The organism is Bartonella sp. AP58NXGY, from assembly GCF_042195785.1.
Lineage (GTDB): Bacteria > Pseudomonadota > Alphaproteobacteria > Rhizobiales > Rhizobiaceae > Bartonella.
The window spans coordinates 77,708-96,448 of the sequence record NZ_JBHIOY010000004.1 but is presented as its reverse complement, the minus strand read 5'-3'; the positions used below and the strand labels follow the sequence as shown (position 1 = coordinate 96,448).

Genomic DNA, 18,741 nt, shown 5'->3' with positions numbered 1-18,741 from the left:
CATGGTCAAAGAGAGCCTTTTATTGCATTAAGGAGCATTTTATGCCAGAAATTATTTTTAACGGTCCCGCAGGTCGGCTCGAAGGGCGTTATCAACCTTCACAACAAAAAAATGCACCCATTGCGATCATTTTGCATCCTCATCCCCAATTTGGTGGAACTATGAATCATAAAATTGTCTATGACCTCTTTTATATGTTCCAACAACGTGGCTTTACAACTTTACGTTTTAACTTTCGTGGTATTGGTCGTAGTCAGGGTGAATTTGATTATGGAATAGGAGAACTTTCAGATGCTGCTGCTGCTCTCGATTGGGTGCAAACACAACATCCAGATTCTAAGAATTGTTGGGTAGCAGGATATTCATTTGGAGCATGGATTGGTATGCAGCTTTTAATGCGCCGACCGGAAATTGAGGGATTTATCTCTGTTGCCCCTCAGCCTAATGTTTATGACTTTTCATTTCTTGCACCTTGTCCCTCTTCTGGACTTATCATTCATGGCGGTATCGATAAAGTTTCTCCCCCAAAAGATGTTCAAATACTTGTCGATAAATTAAAAACACAAAAAGGTATCATCATCACACAAGAAATATTGGAAGGGGCTAATCATTTTTTCAGTGGATGTCATGAAGAACTTATTGAACGATGTGCACACTATTTGGATAACCATATCACCAATGAACTTCTCGCTCCTCCTCCTGAAATACTTTCACTAACTTAGAAAAATACAAGAACTTCATAAAAAAACAGCAAAAGCCGCTTCTGTTTATAACTGAAGTAATTTACTGTTACAGAATGTATTTGCAACTTTCCTAAATTTCATTTCAGGGTAGAAATTAGGATAAAGAGTTCTTCTTTCTATTACTGTGGAGTGTTTTTTTAGCGTAAAAAAGGAATAATACCTGTATTATTATCTTTAATTATTAATATATTTCGTTCTTTTGTGATATGTGCGTTATTTATGGTAGATAACGCATTAATAATTCATTATACAATCGCCTATTATATACAATAAATACACTCTTAAATTAGGAAATTAAATCTGTGTTTGCCTTTAAATCTGATTTTTTACACATTATGAGCGAACGTGGTTTTATCCACCAAATTTCAGATGAAAAAGGCTTAGATGATCTTTTTTCAAAAGAAACTGTAAGCGCTTATACTGGATTTGATCCAACAGCATCGAGTTTACATGCTGGAAGTCTTCTTCAGATTATGATGCTTTATTGGTTACAAAAAACGGGTCATCGCCCCATTGCTTTAATGGGCGGAGGAACCGGATTGATCGGTGATCCTTCCTTCAAAGATGAAGCACGACGCCTCCTGACACAAGATGATATTGCTGCAAATATTGATGGTATAAAAAAAGTATTTGCTAACTATTTGACATTCGGTGACCGAGAAACCGATGCTTGTATTGTGAATAACGCGGAATGGTTATGCAATTTAAACTACTTAGAATTTTTGCGTGATGTAGGAAAGCATTTTTCTGTCAACCGTATGTTGTCATTTGATTCTGTCAGACTCAGACTTGAGCGTGAACACTCTTTGTCATTCTTAGAGTTTAATTATATGATTCTGCAAGCTTATGACTTTGTTGAACTCTATAAACGTTATGGGTTGCGTATGCAAATGGGGGGCTCTGATCAGTGGGGCAACATTATTAACGGAATCGAATTAGGGCATCGTTTAGGAACACCGCAATTATATGCGTTAACATCACCATTGCTGACAACCTCTTCCGGTGCCAAAATGGGTAAATCATTGAATGGAGCTGTATGGCTGAATGCGGATAAACTTTCACCTTATCAATTTTGGCAATACTGGCGCAATACAGAAGATGCTGACGTAACACGATTTCTAAAGCTCTATACTCCATTACCGATGGATGAGATTCTTAAACTTTCTCTATTACAAGGAACTGAAATTAACGAAGCAAAAAAAATTCTTGCAACAGAAGTTACAGCAATGTTGCATGGACGCGCTCTTGCCGATGAAGCTGCAGAAACGGCTCGCAAAACGTTTGAAGAAAAAACTCTGGGAGAAAATCTTCCAACTGTTGAAATTAATTCCTCAGAATTTAAAAAAGGTGTTGGATTGCTCACTCTTTTAGTACAAGCAGGACTTGCTAAATCTAATAGTGAGGCACGCCGACACGTTCAAGGTGGAGGAATACGTGTTAATGATCAAATAATAAAGGATGAAACACACCTTATTATTGAAAAAGATGTGACAGCAGAAGGAATCATTAAACTTTCTTTCGGAAAGAAAAAACATATTTTGATCAAACCGCTATAATCTATTGATGTCTCATTCATTCTATATTTATATCCATGATATTGATCTTTCTTACGCTTTCTTTCCTCATTTTTTAATTTAATTCTTATGACAGAATAATTTTATATGATGGCGAAAAAGTCTTTAAAATAATTCTATTTTAGAGAGTTGAAACTTTATTCCTTCTCTGTATGCTAGTGATTGATCTTTGCGCTTAAAAAGAAAGATAAAAAAATGATAAACTCAATGAAAGGTACTCTTGCTCCTGATTTTAATTTACCACGCGATGGAGGAGAGACAGTGCGTCTTTCTGACTTTAAAGGAAAAACTGTTGTTTTATATTTCTATCCCAAAGATGATACCAGTGGGTGCACAAGCGAAGCGCTTGACTTTACACAATTAAAGACGAAATTTGATGAAATTGGTGTTGTTGTTATTGGAATCTCTCCAGATAATGTAAAAAAACATGATAAATTTAAAGTAAAACATGAACTTGATGTTATCTTGGTTTCTGATGAAGAAAAAAGAACCCTTGAAGCTTATGGTGTTTGGGTGGAGAAAAGTATGTATGGACGCAAATATATGGGTGTTGAACGGAGCACTTTTTTAATTGATGCACATGGAATAATAACAGAAGAATGGCGCAAAGTAAGTGTATCTGGACATGCTGAGAATGTTTTAGCTGCTGCAACACTTTTACATCGTAATGGTGACTTGTAAAGAGAATGCTTAATTTATCTTAAAAAGCAAAAGTTTTCCTTCCCAATTGATATTAATTTTTCCAATGGTTTCAATTTTTATAATATATTGCTTTATAAGAACAACTGATTATTCTACATTTAAATTATCCTCCTGAATATCGTAAATTTTTCTCATTTCGGATTCTTCTTATTTTGAATGAATCAAAATCAATTCACTTGCATCCGTCATAATGCAGCAGCATGTTTGGGACAACGATTGAAACGGAATGAGAGCTTTGTAAGCAGCGCCAGCTTTTGTATGCCAAATAAGAGCAAGATATTGTGTATCTCTGTTTGTGTAATCTCTGAAACGGAAATACAGCCTAATTGTGGGAGAATTAAAGCCGTAAAGATAAAAACCATTTGCCACCTTTGCCATCATTCTTTAATTCGGTTTTACGACTTTCAAAAGTCTCTAGAGCAATATCTTTTAAATAATGGAGATTGCTTATTATCTCACGCTTTTGTTTATTGCGTTCTTTAATAGGATCACGCCCCTCACGTAAAACAGAAGCGCCCCATTAGGGTGCACATTCACAAGCTTGTTTTAAAGAGACATCTGTCTCCCAAGTCCATTTCACGTCGACACCTCGTGAATGATATAACGATAAGTCTCCCATGAAATAATAAAAAGTCCATTGAGCACCCCGATCTTTACGCTTGTGAAGAAACAAGCCGGCACCACCACACACTTGCCAGCTCGTAGGTGTTTGAGAGGATAGCCCCTAGTACTTAAGACAGTTCATAAGAGCCATTTTGAGTCCTTTCTTCTATAATTTTTATCCACACACTCATCCCGTTTGTTATGTGCAAGTAAGTGATTTTGATTGATTCAACATAAACAAGTTTGAAATGAAAGAATCTTACGATATGCGGGATTCTCATTCAATATGCAAAACAGTGAATTATCATTATAAATCAATGCGTTTATATAGCAGGATTGGCGTGTGAGAAAAAACTTGAAGAAAGGAAAAAAGAGAACACCTCTTTGAACCTCTCAAGTATCAAGAGCTACCGTAAATCACAACATCAGTAAAATGAACAACTTAAGAAACAAATTTGCATCCTTGAAGGATGATATATAATTAATTAATATCTTCAATTTCTTTATCTTGTCCATAAATACGTCGAGCAAGCGCTGCTTCTATAAATACATCTAAGTTACCATTAAGTACGGATTGTGGATCAGTATTTTCAACACCTGTGCGCAAGTCTTTTACAAGTTGATAGGGTTGAAGAACATAAGATCTAATTTGGTGTCCCCAGCCAATTTCTGTTTTAGAAGATTCAACAGCATTCGTTTCTTCTTCCCTTTTTTTGAGTTCTTCTTCATAAAGACGTGCACGTAACATCGACCAAGCCGTAGCGCGATTTTTATGCTGAGAACGCTCAGTTTGACATTGAACAACAATACCCGTTTTTATATGTGTGATGCGAACAGCAGAATCTGTCGTATTAACATGTTGCCCTCCTGCTCCTGATGCACGATATGTATCAATCCGCACATCTGCCTCTGAAACATCAACTTCAATATTGTCATCAATAACCGGATAAACCCAAATGCTCGCAAAAGAAGTATGGCGCTTTGCATTCGAATCGAATGGGGAAATCCGCACCAAGCGATGAACGCCTGATTCTGTCTTTAACAGTCCATAAGCATTATGCCCTTTTACAAGAATAGTCGCTGACTTTATTCCTGCTTCTTCTCCATCATGAATTTCTAAAACTTCAACCTTCATTTCATGCTGTTCAGCCCAGCGCATATACATGCGTAAGAGCATAGAAGCCCAATCTTGGCTCTCAGTTCCCCCTGCTCCAGCATGAATTTCTAAATAGGTATCATTTGGATCCGCCTCTCCTGAAAGAAGCACATCAATTTGCCTTTTATCTATCTCGCTTTTAAGATTACGTATTGAATTTTCTGCTTCAGCGATAATTTCAACATCACTTTCTTCTTCGCCCATCGCAATAAGCTCAATGCATTCTTCAAGTGTTTTTGTAAATGATAAAAGACCATTGATTGAATCATCAAGACGTTGACGTTCACGCATCATATCCTGTGCTCGTTGCGCATCATCCCATAATGATGGATCTTCCGCTTTTTGATTAAGATATTCGAGACGTTTTAGTGATTGATCCCAGTCAAAGATGCCCCCTTAGCAATTGAATTGCTTTCTGGATTTCATCAACTAATGTTTCTATTTCTGCTCGCATAATTTAACACCGTATTTTTTAATACTCTTTCTGGTTATGTCTCTTAGCATTTTATACAAATTTAAGAGCTGCTATCAGAAAGTGGTACGGTTTTATCATTCTATTTACGGAACCGACATTGTAAAAAAATAGATAAAAACCATAACTCATGGCAAAAAAGATTTTATCGACTAATACAGCCCACCCGTCCCACTTTCAAGAGCTTTATTGACTTGTGGAGAAGTAGTTACTGCAGGAACACCTTCTTGAAAAGAATTCGTACTCCCAATGACTTGATAGATATCAGCAGGACCAGTCCCTGGTTTAAATGCTTCTATAATGACATCTTGATCTCCTCTTTCAGCAAGCATTCCTGTTTTTCGATTAATTGGCATTAAAATCATACCCTTTGGCATTTTGAAGGGAACATCTGGCTTTCCTTTAAGAGCATCTGCCATAAACTCACCAAAAATAGGAGCGGCTAATGAACTTCCCGTTCCATTATATCCTAACGGAGCTGGTTGATCGTATCCAACAAAAATACCAACGACAATGTCAGGAGTAAATCCCATAAACCAAACATCTTTAGAGTCATTTGTTGTTCCTGTTTTAGCGGCAATATGTCGATTAAGATATCGTAAACGTGCTGCAGTACCACGCTGAACAACCCCTTCCATCATCGATGTAATTTGATAAGCTGTCATAGGGTCAAGAACTTGATCTCTTTCATCAATCAATGTGGGTTCACTTTGATTATTCCATGAATTCGTATTACAATTTTCGCAAATACGATCATCATGACGATAAATTGTCTTCCCATAACGATCTTGAATTCTGTCTATCAGAGAAGGTTTAATAGAGCGTCCCCCATTGGCAATAACGGAATAAGCTGTAACCATCCGTAATACTGTTGTTTCACCAGCCCCTAAAGCCATGGGAAGATAAGGCTGCAATTTATCTACCACCCCAAAGCGTTCTGCATATTCAGCAACAAGAGGCATTCCCATATCATTGGCAAGCCGTATTGTCATAAGATTACGAGAATGCTCAATACCATAACGCAACGTTGAAGGTCCTGCAAAGGTACCACCATAATTTTTGGGTTGCCAAATTTCACCATTATATTGACGAACTTCAATGGGGCCATCTAAAACAACGGATGCTGGTGTATATCCGTTATCAAGTGCTGCTGCATAAACAAAAGGCTTAAAAGCGGACCCCGGTTGACGATAAGCTTGGGTTGCACGGTTAAATTCAGAGGCGGCAAAAGAAAATCCTCCCACCATAGCAAGAACGCGCCCTGTATGAGGTTCCATAGCAACAATTGCGCCTTCAACCTTTGGAATTTGTTGTAAACGATAAGTGTTGTTTGTATTGGATAGTTTTTCAACAAAAATGACATCCCCAATTTGCAGAACATGAGATAAGCTCTGAACAGTTTTTCGATAACCATTTTCTTTTACAACATGGAGTGCCCATTTTGAATCAGCTTCTGATAAAACTGCAGTTTCGCGTTTTTTTGATAATATACCTGAAGCTTCACGTGGTGGCTGTAAACCAATCTCTACTTTATTGGGGTTAGCAGAAAGGACAACAGCCAAACGCCATTCAGGAACATCATTTAGCCCTGTGATATTTGCAAGTTCTATCCCCCAATCACCTTTCTCATCAATATGTGCATAAGCTCCACGCCATCCTTGCGCATGGTCAAATTTAATTAATCCATCGTGCAAAGCACGCCGAGCAATAAGTTGTAAATGTGGGTCAAGCGTTGTACGGATGGAAAGTCCACCTTCATAAAGTGTTTTAGCCCCATAGCGATGTATTAAACGACGTCGCACTTCTTCAGTAAAATAATCAGCCGCAAAAACATAATTATCACTACCACGTATTATAGCTCCTAAAGGCTTAGCTTTTGCTTGTTCACCTTGTTCACGCGTTACATATCCATTTGCCACCATCCGGTCTATAACCCAATTGCGACGATCAATAGCTCGCTTTGTATTCTTAAATGGATCATAATTTGCCGGTCCTTTTGGAAGAGCAGCCAAATAAGCACATTGTTCTAGCGTTAGATCATTGACGGATTTATTAAAATAGGTCAAAGAAGCAGCCGCTATGCCATAAGTGCCACGCCCCAGATAAATTTCATTGAGATAAAGTTCAAGAATATGATCTTTTGAGTAGGTTTTCTCAATACGCATAGCTAAAATAGCTTCCTTAAATTTACGCTCTAACGTTGTTTCTGAACTTAAAAGGAAGTTTTTTGCGACTTGTTGCGTTATGGTTGATGCGCCCTCTGGACGTCTTCCAGAACCAATATTACGAATATTATTGATCAAAGCTCGAGAAAGCCCTTCGGGATCTAAACCAAAATGATGATAAAAATTCTTATCTTCAGCCGAAACAAAAGCATCTATAACAAGCTTTGGTATTGATTGAATCGGCAAATAAAGACGGTGTTTTGTCGCAAACTCTGCCATAAGACGGCCATCAGAAGCATGGACACGGGTCATTACCGGCGGCTCATAAAGTGAAAGAACTTCATAATCAGGAAGTGCATTTGCTTGACCACAGGTCACAACACCCCATGTTATTGTGCTAAAAAGTCCAATAGCAATAAAAAAACGAAGAAGATATCTTAAAAAAATCATCATAAAAACGGCTATCGCTTTCTTAAGAATTAATTAAAGAAAAAAGTACGTTACTTCAAACACACCATGTGGATATCACCACAAGATTGAGATCAAGAGAAATTGTTTTCTATCTTTTATTTATACTAGGGTACACTAGAAACCCTTACTGATACTCTATTTTCTCACAAATTTAAAGAGGCTGTATCATTTTCTGCCTATAATCAGCAAATTGACGAATAGAATGAGCAATAGAGGCTGCCATTTGTTTTCTCCAATGAGGATCATTTAATAACTTTTCGTCCTCTTTATTGGATAAATAACCTATCTCTATCAAAACAGAGGGTATATCTGAAGCTCTTAAAACTTGAAAATTAGCATACCGGTGAGGATTATTGATCAAGTTAATACGACTCTTTGATAAACTTGAAATAATACTATTTGCGAAATTAACCGAGAATGTATGCGTTTCACGTCGCGTAAGATCCATCAAAATATCTGTAACTTCAAGAGTTTCATCTGCAGGCAAACCATCAAGCAAATCAACTTTATTTTCACTTTCAGCTAAAGATTTTGCAATGGCATCAGAGGCTTTTTCTGATAGAGTATAAACTGTGGCACCGCGAAGAGAATGTACATCAATCGTATCCGCGTGAATAGATATAAAAAGATCAGCATCAAACTCTTGCGCTTTTTTTACTCTTTCACTTAATCTTAAAAAAATATTGGAATCACGCGTCAAAGCAACAGTAATATGAGGATCCTTTTGTAATTCATCTCGCAATGCACGCGCAAAATTTAAAGTCACGTCTTTCTCTAAAATTCCTGTAACACCCCGTGCACCACCGTCAATACCACCATGACCAGGATCAAGAACAACACGAAAATTATGTGTGGGAAACAACGGTGTTTTTGTATCAAAATTGCTTCTTTGCTGATTCTTTAATATCTCATCAAATTTTTCTTGTGTACTTTTACGAATATCAATCAGCAACTGCCATAAACCATTGTCTAATTTTTTTACGACACTTTTTTCAACAACAAAAGCCGTTTTACTTGTCAAAATAATGCGTGAAGTCTGTATATCAGAAAAAGCATAACGCACATCTAAAAGCATAATAGATAATGTATTCTGTTTATTTAAAGACGTATTTTGCATCGAAAAATCAATTGTAGGTAAATTGATAACCAAACGCGCAGGTCTATCCAAAATCTGCAAACGAACATTTGGTTTTGAATTGAAAATCGCAATAATACGCGTATGAGCACTATCACCAATAGTTCGAAAATTGATAAGTCTTAAAGGATCTGCGGCTTGAATACTGCTTTGAAATACCAGAAAAAATAGCAAAAAATATGTGATTTGCATAATAACATCCCAACAGGCTATTTTCAGCTTTTTGGTAAAAAAAACTCTTATCATAAGCAAAATACTCTACACTATATTTGTAATAATTTATCTTGGTTATATAAAAACGATACACTAATTTATTCTCTATTTTTCAATAAATGCTAAATCCTTTCATTATAAACACTCAAAAACAAAATTAAGGTAATAAAGATATTCTCATGATACATATTTACATTGTTACTTGCCAAACGCATGATATCAACATAAAAGAATATCTATGCTTCCTAGCTGATAATAGCCATCTAAATTATCTGTAACTTATATTAAGTTGTTTTTAGAAAGTTTTTGCATATTATGCGTTGAGACTTTGTGATGGATGAAAAATTTCTATGTTATAAAATTAGGATTGCATTACTTAAGATTCGTTGGTTTGGATATCCGAACTGTTTTAAAGATTATTTTACCGGAGACTTTTAAGAAATATGAGTCATAAAAAACGGATGGGAATAATGATGAAAAATGGTGTAAATGTTGTCATGCATCTACACGTGATGTTCCGTCCTGTTTTTCTGGTACCTCCCTTTTATGGCAGACAGCCTTTTATGTTTACGAATAATTATAGCATTCGTTTGAATAAAATTGTGCATGTCGCCTTCAGGATATTAACTTATGTCAAACAAAATGCTTATAGATGCCTCCCATCCGGAGGAAACACGTGTTGTTGTTGTTCACGGCAACAAAATTGAAGAACTTGATTTTGAATCAGAACATAGAAAACAGCTCAAGGGGAATATTTATCTCGCACGTATTACGCGTGTAGAACCATCTCTCCAAGCAGCTTTTGTTGAATATGGTGGAAATCGTCATGGTTTTTTGACATTTTCTGAAATTCATCCTGATTATTATCAAATTCCTATTGCTGATCGCCTTGCTCTTCTTGAAGAAGAAGAAATCGCCGCTGTAGGAGAAAATTCAGCAGATGTCTTGACGGAAGCAACAACTAAAAATAAAAGACGCTCCAAAAGAACAAAAAAGAGTGTCATAGCAGCCGATGTTGAAAATGATATCACATCTGAAACTGTAACAATTGATGATACAGAAGAAGTATTAAATATCGATGCCTCTTATGATGAGATCGAAATGGTCGGTGCTGAGGACATCCGCGAAGAATTCCCAACTTATCAAAAAAAACAAGGACGCCAGTATAAAATTCAAGAAGTGATTAAACGACGTCAAATTTTGTTAGTACAAGTTATCAAGGAAGAACGTGGTAATAAAGGAGCCGCGCTTACAACATATTTATCTCTAGCAGGTCGTTATTCTGTTTTAATGCCCAACACAGCACGCGGCGGTGGTATTTCACGAAAAATTACGAATGTGCAAGACCGTAAGCGTCTTAAAGAAATCGTAAAAGAATTATCCGTTCCAAAAGGTATGGGCGTTATCTTACGAACAGCTGGCGCCAATAGAACAAAAGCTGAAATTAAACGCGATTACGAATATCTTATGCGGTTATGGGATACGATTCGCACTTTGACACTCGAGTCAACGGCACCATGCCTTATCCATGAAGAAAGTAATCTCATAAAACGTTCTATAAGAGATCTTTACAATAAGAACATTAGTGAAATTCTTGTCTCTGGAGACCAAGGATATCGTGAGGCGAAAGACTTTATGCGTATGCTTATGCCAAGTCATGCAAAAGTTGTGCAACCTTACCGTGATCCTATACCCATTTTTGCAAGAAATAATATTGAAATTCAACTTGATAAAATGTTGCAACCACAGGTTTCTTTAAAATCTGGCGGTTATCTTGTTATTAATCAAACAGAAGCACTTGTTGCTATTGACGTAAATTCTGGCCGCTCTACGAGAGAATTCTCTGTCGAAAAGACAGCCTTACAAACTAACCTTGAAGCTGCAGAAGAAATAGCGCGTCAATTACGCTTACGCGACCTTGCTGGTTTAATTGTAATTGATTTTATTGACATGCTTGAAGAAAGGAATGTGCGACTGGTCGAAAAAAAATTAAAAGACTGTTTAAAAAATGACCGAGCTCGTATTCAAGTTGGTCATATTTCACACTTCGGCCTTTTAGAAATGAGTCGTCAACGTATTCGCATATCGGTTTTAGAAAGTACAACACAGCCCTGCCCACATTGCGCAGGAACAGGAACTATACGTTCTGAATCATCAATTGCTTTACATGTCATGCGCTCAATTGAAGAATATCTTCTTCATAATTCGCGATATAATATTATCGTGCGTACACCGGTAGCAACAGCGCTTTATGTATTAAATCACAAACGCAATATTCTTGTTAATTTAGAAACACGCTTTAAACTTAATATTAGTATTGAGGCAGATGATAGTATTGGAACGCAACATCTTATTATTTCTAAAGGCACAATAGCAGAGAATATTTCTCAATCTCCATTGGAAGATGACAATAAGCAAGAAATTGAAGATTCTGTTTTCATAAAGAGTGAAACTATTGAAAATTCCTCTCCCACTGAAACAAACTCAAAGCGTCGGCGCAAAAATCGTCATGATGAAACTACTGATCTTTCTTCCTCCACCGTTCATAAAAAAGAAGACACGTTGAGTGATGATGCTTATCGTCGAGGACGTCGCCGAGGACGTCGAGGTGGTCGACGCAATCAAGATAGTAGTTTTTCTCAGCTTCGTGTTCCTTACGCAGAACCAGTGGGAGACTTTGCTAAGCAAGCTTTAGCAGAGATTAAAATAGCGCATCGTAAACGTCGTGTTCCATCTGCTAAGTCTTTTGAATCTGAAGAAATAAAAAATAATATACAAGCTCTAGATATACAACAACAAGATGAAACGACAAAAGTTGACACAAGTATTAAACCTAAAAAACGTAAAACACGTTCTTCAAAAGCAGAAGAAAGTCAACTTTCTCTAGAGAATGATCAAAATGTCACAGGACAAAAATCTCTTGAAGAAAAGCCTAAAACCAATTCTGCACGTAAACTTAAAACCAAAAAAGCAGATAAATCTATTCATGAGTTAGAGGATAAAACTCCTGAAAATAGTAAAAAATCAACACGTAGAACACGCAAAAAGTCATCCTCTAAAGAGATAATGCAAATACAAAAAACATTAGAGAAAGAAACTGCAATGGAGATGGAGAAAGTTGTCGAATCCTCTCTTTCCCCAATTGCAGAAACAATCAATCAACCCGTTGTTATCTCATCAACATCTAACGATACTCCCAAAACTGAGCGTATTGGTTGGTGGAAACGTAGAACTCTTTCAAAAAATTAAGAAAATAAAAACCGCCACAAAAAATGTGGCGGTTTAAATAAACAATTATAAAAAAGTTTCAACCAATTCTATGGTTATTTTTGTTTTGCTTTTTCTTGCTCAGCCCGCATACGCTCTTCAATTTCTTTTTGCTTTGATTGAATAGCCTGCTGAAGCTTTATTTGTTCTTGTTGGAAATCTTTTTCTTCCATACCAGGACCCGTATAAGCAGCTGTAAATCCATTCAGAGAAAATTCAATAGGATTAGCTGAACCACGAAAATTAACTGTAGTTACAACCATCTTTGTACCACTTTTCATAGCTGCTATAAGCTTATCATCTAAAACATCATTGGCAATACAACTTGGTCCATTACAAATCACATAAGGGATTTTTTTAGAGAAATCATCACCAATTTTAATATGAACACCTTCTGGCAAAAAACGACCTGTCGGCACTTGAATGCCTATACGTTTTTCATTTTGCTTTCCTTTTATTTCAACAAGATTAAAAGCCGTTAAAGGTTGTCCCGTATTCGATAATACAGTATTCATTGTATTACAAATATCAACATCATGCTGCTTACTACAAACTTTGTACCAACCTTGCGATAAAGTTTGCGCATTTGCAGAAATGCCAGCTATAAGAAAAAGGGCAGCGGCTCCAATTAATACTGAAACAGCAGAATAAATATTTTTATGCGACATGACTAAGTTAATCCTTTCAACGCGCTCTTAAGTAACTTCAAAAAAATATTAAATATAATTCTAACTTAAATTTATTAAATTATAATGAAATAAAACTATTTTATTGCTTTTACTTCAATATTTAAAAAAAAGTCAAATTTAGAGAAAAAATTATGACGAGCCCTTTAATTTTATATACCCATCAGCATTCCCCTCTTTATCACACTGGTGTTTAATGTAATTTATCCACAAAACACCTCTGTGCATTTAAACTAAGATTACATAAACGAATCAATATTGCAATATCAATTAAAATAAACTCTCATGCTCCTTAAAAAACTTATTCATTTAAACTTTTTACACCGATTACTCTCCACATTAAGTTTATGAATCTTTAGAAACAAGTATTGTAATGCATGAAACTCCAAAATGTCAGATAAAGCAATCTTTATAAAAAATTAAAGCTATTCTCCAAATAACTTACCTTTTTAATTTGAAATTATGACTCCACTACTAAAAAAGAAAAGATGATTTTTTTCTTTCAAAGTACTCTATTGTTAATATCGTTTTTGAATGCTCTTTTCCCCTTGTTTTTACTTTTCATTATAAATCTGAAAGTGCTATAAAGTGATATCACTTAAAAAAAAGGACTTCTAATGGTAAAGATCAAAGTAGAAAACCCCGTTGTTGAACTTGATGGGGATGAAATGACCCATATCATCTGGAAATACATCAAAGATAAATTAATCCATCCCTATCTCGACATTGATCTCAAATATTATGATCTTTCCGTCGAAAACCGCGATGCAACCAATGATCAGGTAACGATCGATTCTGCCAATGCTATAAAAAAATATGGCGTTGGTATAAAATGTGCAACCATCACACCTGATGAGGCACGCGTTAAAGAATTTAACCTAAAAAAAATGTGGAAATCACCCAATGGCACAATACGCAATATTTTAGGAGGAGTCATTTTTCGCGAACCTATTATCTGTAAAAACGTCCCTCGCCTTGTTCCTAACTGGACAAAGCCAATTATTATTGGACGTCACGCTTTTGGTGATCAATATAAAGCGACAGATTTTAAATTTCCAGGAAAAGGAAAATTAAGTATTAAATTTGTAGGTGATGACAATCAAGTGATTGAACATGATGTTTTTGATGCCCCAAGTGCAGGGGTTGCCATGGCTATGTATAACCTTGATGAGTCAATTCGTGATTTTGCTCGCGCATCTTTTAATTATGGACTACAGCGGAATGTTCCAGTTTATCTTTCAACAAAAAATACTATTCTAAAAACTTACGATGGTCGTTTTAAAGACATCTTTCAAGAAATATTCGATACGGAATTTAAAACTGAATTTGAAAACCGTAAATTATATTACGAACACCGTCTCATTGATGATATGGTTGCTTCTGCATTAAAGTGGTCAGGTGGCTATGTGTGGGCATGTAAAAATTATGATGGTGATGTTCAGTCTGATATTGTTGCCCAAGGCTTTGGTTCTCTTGGTCTTATGACTTCTGTTCTCATGACACCTGACGGTAAAATTGTTGAAGCAGAGGCAGCGCACGGCACCGTGACACGCCATTACCGTCAGCATCAAAAAGGTGAAGAGACATCAACAAATTCCATTGCCTCTATTTTTGCATGGACGCGTGGACTGGCACACCGTGCTAAACTGGATAACAATGAGAAATTAAAAAACTTTGTCACAACATTGGAAGAAGTTTGTATTAAAACCGTCGAAGAAGGTTTTATGACTAAAGATCTCGCACTTTTGATTGGACCTAAACAAAAATGGCTTTCTACAACAGATTTCCTCGATAAAATTGATGAAAATCTCAAAAAAGCAATGGGCAATTAAGTTATTACTCGATTAAAATTCAAAGCTCTGTTTAGAGCTTTGAATTTCTCTTGGCAAATTTAAAGAACTGCCTTATAAATAAAAAGAGGATAAATTTTATTAAATAGCAAAAACAGTGAAAAAACAAAGCTGGTCTGCGCTTTTATTAGGTAAAAATGGTCTTTGCTTTTTGACGTTTATAGGCGGTGTTGTGTTACACGCTACTAACGTTTATATCGTTATTACTATTTTGCCCTCTCTTATGAATCATATTGGCAATGAAATATATTATTCTTGGGTGGCAACTGTCTTTATTACAGCTTCACTTCTTGGGACTTCACTTGCAACAAAAATATTAGGGAAATTAGGTCCTCGTAACACTTATGTTCTCTCTGGACTTATCTTTACCCTAGGCACTTTCATGTGCAGCATTTCTTCATCTATGCCATTATTTTTAATAGGACGTTTTATTCAAGGATTTGGAAGTGGTTCTTTGTTATCCTTATCCTATTCCATGGTACGTATTGTTTTCAGTCCATCTTTATGGTCACACGCATTAAGTGTCATCTCTGGAATGTGGGGAATATCAACCTTGTTAGGACCAGCAATCGGAGGAATTTCTGTATATTATGGCATGTGGAGAGCATCTTTTTGGATCATTGGTGCATTAGCTATATTCTTCTCACTCATAGCCTTTAAATTTTTACCAAAAAAGAATGAAAATTATGTTCCAACAACCCCTCTCCCTCTGCTTCAGCTTCTCACACTCACCTTATTGATTTTTATCATTTCTGTTGGAGGAGCTATGGACACAACAATGGCAAAAATTTGCGGATTGGTTATTGGACTTAGTCTTCTCTTTGTCCTAGCAAAAATCGAATCATCTACCCTTCATCCTATGTTGCCACGCAAATCCTTTTCTTTTTCTTCTGAAATTTTTCCTGTTTACGCATTAATACTTGTTATGACGACAGTCGTATATAGTATGGAGCTTTATTTTCCACTTTTTCTTCAAGAGCTTCATGGACAAGCTCCACTTCTTGCTGGTTATATAGCAGCACTTATGAGCCTAGGATGGACATGTGGAGCCCTCTCAAGTGCCGGTGTATCAGCAAAAAAAATTCGCAACATCATTATATACTCCCCCCTATTAAAACTATTAGGCATAGCTATTCTTTTATGGCTCATTCCAACAGAAGTTTCCACACTTGAATATATTTTTATGATCTGCTTAGCACTATTTTCTATTGGAATCAGTGCAGGCGTAGCATGGCCGCATTTGCTCACACGGATCTTACAATGTGCAAATGATGAAGATGCTCTCCGTGCCAGTGAATCCCTTACCTCTGTACAACTATTTTCAGCGGCCTTAAGTGCAACTCTAGCCGGAGTTATCACCAATCTTGCCGGACTCTTTAATCCTGGAGGAACAATAGGAATGATCTTAGCAGCAAAAACTCTTCTTATAGCGCTCATGGGTCTTTTATTTTGTCTTGCTATTCCATTAGCATTGCGCATTTCTTACTGCATATTAAAAAACCCAACAGGACATTCCAATAACTAAAAATAAATATAAAAATTCCTTCTTCATTTAAAAAATAAAAAATATTAAGCATGCTTCTCTATATACCATGAGATGCAAAAAACCATCAATCCACACAAAGTTAGAACACTTCCTAAAACAGCTGTATATTCATAACTATAGCCCAATTTTAAAACTAATGCTCCAGACTCTGCACCAAGAGCATTGGCAATATTAAAAGCAGATTGCATTAATGCTCCTGCTAAAATCTGTCCCTGTAGTGCAACATCCATAATTTTTGTTTGTATAGAAGGCATAGCAGCAAAAGAAGTCCCAACAAAAAAGCATCCTATCGCTGCCGTTAACGGAGCATAGGATAAAAAGAAAAAAACAAAAAAAACAAATACGCTCCAAAGCATAGAAAAAAATATCATTGGCGAAATACCAATTTTAACAGCCAATTTAGGCCCCAAGAGATTTCCTACCACCATTCCCAATCCAACTAACGGCATGATAAATGGTACCCACTCAAGTGAAACACCAGAAATATGCATTAACGTTGGCTTGATATAAGTGAAAATAGAAAATAATCCTGACGCTCCCACCGAAACCATCAATAAAAGAAGCCACACCTGCTTTTGCTTTAATGCACCCATTTCTTGCAAAGGATTCGTTTTTGGAAAACTTGAATCACAAGGAAAAAAATTCCAAATAAGCAAACAACATAATAAAGCAATTATCCCCACAAGGACAAAAGCAATCTGCCAACCAATAAGTTGACCAATCCAAGTAGCACTGGGTGCTCCCAAAACGGTTGCAATTGTTAAGCCGAGCATAACATATCCAACAGCTTTAGAACGTTCTTTCATTTCTACCATTGAAGAAGCAACCATAGCCGCAAGTCCAAAATAGATTCCATGAGGAAGTCCACTGAGAAAGCGTAATACTACTAATATGCTAAAATCAGAAAAAAAGGCACTAGCAATATTTGCTAAGGCATAAAAAAGCATTAATCCCATCAAAACAGTTTTGCGTGATACCTGAGCTGTTGCCACAGCTAAAAGAGGTGCTCCAATCACAACTCCTAATGCATAAGCAGAAATATATTGACCAGCGGTAGGAATATCAACATAGGAACTTCGTGCCATCTCTGGCAGTAGCCCCATTGCGACAAACTCTGCAGTACCAATAGCAAAACTCCCCACGGCAAGAGCTAAAATTATTAAACGCCGTATTCTCGAATCAATTCCCAATGCAAGAACCTTTTGTTGATAAAAATCCTTCATATCATCACTTCTGGATAGGAGTTTTAACTGTAAATATCTGTAATACACACAAACAAAAATTCAAAACATTGTTATACGCATGCCCAATAGTCCCCAATAAAATTTTATAAACATTTCGATATATAAGGCATTTTATGAAGATTTAAGTCAGATTCTTTAATAGAAAATCATTGTAAGCTTAAAGGCTACAGATATATTCAACTATTTTTATCAACCCTGCCAGATCATGAACTTTGTCTATTCTTTTTAACCATTCCAAAATTCTTCTTTTTCAGTGAAACCTTTATTTTGAGACGATATACCATACATTCATGCTAAAATTAGTCGAATAATGCATTCCAAACAAGTGATCAATATTTCAATCATTATCTTGAAACAAATATAAACTTTCTCCCAAACTTATTGTTTCTTTGTTTTTGTTACCAGAATGCACATCCTCCAAATCGATAAGCTATAATCTCAACTTTACACCATCTTTATGAGCTATTTTAGAATCTTCTAAAAATTCTCATGATGATATTGCTTGAATTCTACATTTATGAAATAATTCTATTTTAGGTACATTTACCCGTCACTCATCTAAATAACATCAAATAGTTTTTCATCTAAAGCACCATCTGTAAATTAAAATATTCATGTAATATATTATGATTATTTTCGAATAAACTCTATAAACATAACAAAAAGTAATATGATAAGTTTTTGTAAATATATTTATCGATATTTTATAAATGATAATTATAGTAATTAAATTTTTTATTTTTATAACTTAATAATTTAAAATATTTTAATATAAAATTACATAAGAATATTTTAAATAATACTTATATTAATCTATAGAAATGAAAAAACTAAAATTTAAAAGTATATTTTTAAAAGATTGTAGTCTGATTTCATTTTTATCTTAATTTTCTAAGCGTTTATCTGTTCAACTG

Annotated in this window: 11 protein-coding genes and 1 pseudogene; 6 read left to right on the top strand and 6 right to left on the bottom strand. The window is 35.7% G+C overall.

The window, feature by feature from the left end; translation table 11 throughout:
• The first annotated feature begins 41 nt into the window (after positions 1-41).
• The 3 genes from ACFINC_RS04170 to ACFINC_RS04160 all read left to right on the top strand — a co-directional run bounded on the left by ACFINC_RS04170 (position 42) and on the right by ACFINC_RS04160 (position 2,998).
• Positions 42-722 (top strand): alpha/beta hydrolase, encoded by a 681-nt coding sequence (locus ACFINC_RS04170; protein WP_375616229.1) that lies wholly within the window; start codon positions 42-44, stop codon positions 720-722.
• A 323-nt stretch (positions 723-1,045) separates the two neighbouring features.
• Entirely contained in the window at positions 1,046-2,299 is a 1,254-nt protein-coding gene (gene tyrS / locus ACFINC_RS04165) for a tyrosine--tRNA ligase (RefSeq protein ID WP_375616228.1), read from the top strand.
• A 213-nt stretch (positions 2,300-2,512) separates the two neighbouring features.
• Entirely contained in the window at positions 2,513-2,998 is a 486-nt protein-coding gene (locus tag ACFINC_RS04160) for a peroxiredoxin (RefSeq protein ID WP_375610354.1), read from the top strand.
• A 209-nt stretch (positions 2,999-3,207) separates the two neighbouring features.
• On the opposite strand, the pseudogene ACFINC_RS04155 reads toward ACFINC_RS04160, so the two are convergent.
• The 4 genes and pseudogenes from ACFINC_RS04155 to ACFINC_RS04140 all read right to left on the bottom strand — a co-directional run.
• A pseudogene (locus ACFINC_RS04155) lies at positions 3,208-3,503 on the bottom strand (integrase); the annotation flags it as partial.
• A gap of 600 nt (positions 3,504-4,103) precedes the next feature.
• A protein-coding gene (gene prfB / locus ACFINC_RS04150) for a peptide chain release factor 2 (RefSeq protein ID WP_375616227.1) occupies positions 4,104-5,232 on the bottom strand; the annotation gives its coding sequence in 2 pieces (ribosomal slippage) (positions 4,104-5,162 and positions 5,164-5,232; 1,128 coding nt in all).
• A gap of 170 nt (positions 5,233-5,402) precedes the next feature.
• Positions 5,403-7,868 (bottom strand): penicillin-binding protein 1A, encoded by a 2,466-nt coding sequence (locus ACFINC_RS04145; protein WP_375616226.1) that lies wholly within the window; start codon positions 7,866-7,868, stop codon positions 5,403-5,405.
• Between the two features lie 169 nt (positions 7,869-8,037).
• Positions 8,038-9,267 carry an N-acetylmuramoyl-L-alanine amidase gene (locus ACFINC_RS04140; protein WP_375616225.1) on the bottom strand — a complete coding sequence of 410 codons (1,230 nt, stop codon included), beginning with the start codon at positions 9,265-9,267 and terminating at the stop codon, positions 8,038-8,040.
• A gap of 597 nt (positions 9,268-9,864) precedes the next feature.
• Here ACFINC_RS04140 and ACFINC_RS04135 point away from each other — a divergent pair.
• On the top strand, positions 9,865-12,483 hold the full coding sequence (locus ACFINC_RS04135) for an Rne/Rng family ribonuclease (protein WP_375616224.1): 2,619 nt from the start codon (positions 9,865-9,867) through the stop codon (positions 12,481-12,483).
• Between the two features lie 74 nt (positions 12,484-12,557).
• On the opposite strand, the gene ACFINC_RS04130 is transcribed toward ACFINC_RS04135, so the two are convergent.
• Positions 12,558-13,169 (bottom strand): invasion associated locus B family protein, encoded by a 612-nt coding sequence (locus ACFINC_RS04130; RefSeq protein WP_375608379.1) that lies wholly within the window; start codon positions 13,167-13,169, stop codon positions 12,558-12,560.
• A gap of 635 nt (positions 13,170-13,804) precedes the next feature.
• On the opposite strand from ACFINC_RS04130, the gene ACFINC_RS04125 reads away from it, so the two are divergent.
• Both ACFINC_RS04125 and ACFINC_RS04120 read left to right on the top strand, forming a co-directional pair.
• The gene (locus tag ACFINC_RS04125; protein ID WP_375616223.1) at positions 13,805-15,019 is read left to right on the top strand and encodes an NADP-dependent isocitrate dehydrogenase; all 1,215 of its coding nucleotides are present in this window, start codon (positions 13,805-13,807) and stop codon (positions 15,017-15,019) included.
• Between the two features lie 115 nt (positions 15,020-15,134).
• Positions 15,135-16,562 (top strand): MFS transporter, encoded by a 1,428-nt coding sequence (locus tag ACFINC_RS04120; RefSeq protein ID WP_375616222.1) that lies wholly within the window; start codon positions 15,135-15,137, stop codon positions 16,560-16,562.
• A 44-nt stretch (positions 16,563-16,606) separates the two neighbouring features.
• Here ACFINC_RS04120 and ACFINC_RS04115 read toward each other — a convergent pair whose 3' ends face one another.
• Positions 16,607-17,806, bottom strand: a complete 1,200-nt coding sequence (locus tag ACFINC_RS04115) for an MFS transporter (protein WP_375616221.1) — start codon at positions 17,804-17,806, stop codon at positions 16,607-16,609.
• Positions 17,807-18,741 lie beyond the last annotated feature (935 nt).

Bases quoted from the DNA above. Each gene is read 5' to 3' on its own strand.
- ACFINC_RS04135 (WP_375616224.1), top strand. From the start codon at position 9,865: ATGTCAAACAAAATGCTTATAGATGCCTCCCATCCGGAGGAAACACGT.
- ACFINC_RS04115 (WP_375616221.1), bottom strand. From the start codon at position 17,806: ATGAAGGATTTTTATCAACAAAAGGTTCTTGCATTGGGAATTGATTCG.
- ACFINC_RS04160 (WP_375610354.1), top strand. From the start codon at position 2,513: ATGATAAACTCAATGAAAGGTACTCTTGCTCCTGATTTTAATTTACCA.
- ACFINC_RS04125 (WP_375616223.1), top strand. From the start codon at position 13,805: ATGGTAAAGATCAAAGTAGAAAACCCCGTTGTTGAACTTGATGGGGAT.
- ACFINC_RS04130 (WP_375608379.1), bottom strand. From the start codon at position 13,169: ATGTCGCATAAAAATATTTATTCTGCTGTTTCAGTATTAATTGGAGCC.
- ACFINC_RS04170 (WP_375616229.1), top strand. From the start codon at position 42: ATGCCAGAAATTATTTTTAACGGTCCCGCAGGTCGGCTCGAAGGGCGT.
- ACFINC_RS04140 (WP_375616225.1), bottom strand. From the start codon at position 9,267: ATGATAAGAGTTTTTTTTACCAAAAAGCTGAAAATAGCCTGTTGGGAT.
- ACFINC_RS04145 (WP_375616226.1), bottom strand. From the start codon at position 7,868: ATGATGATTTTTTTAAGATATCTTCTTCGTTTTTTTATTGCTATTGGA.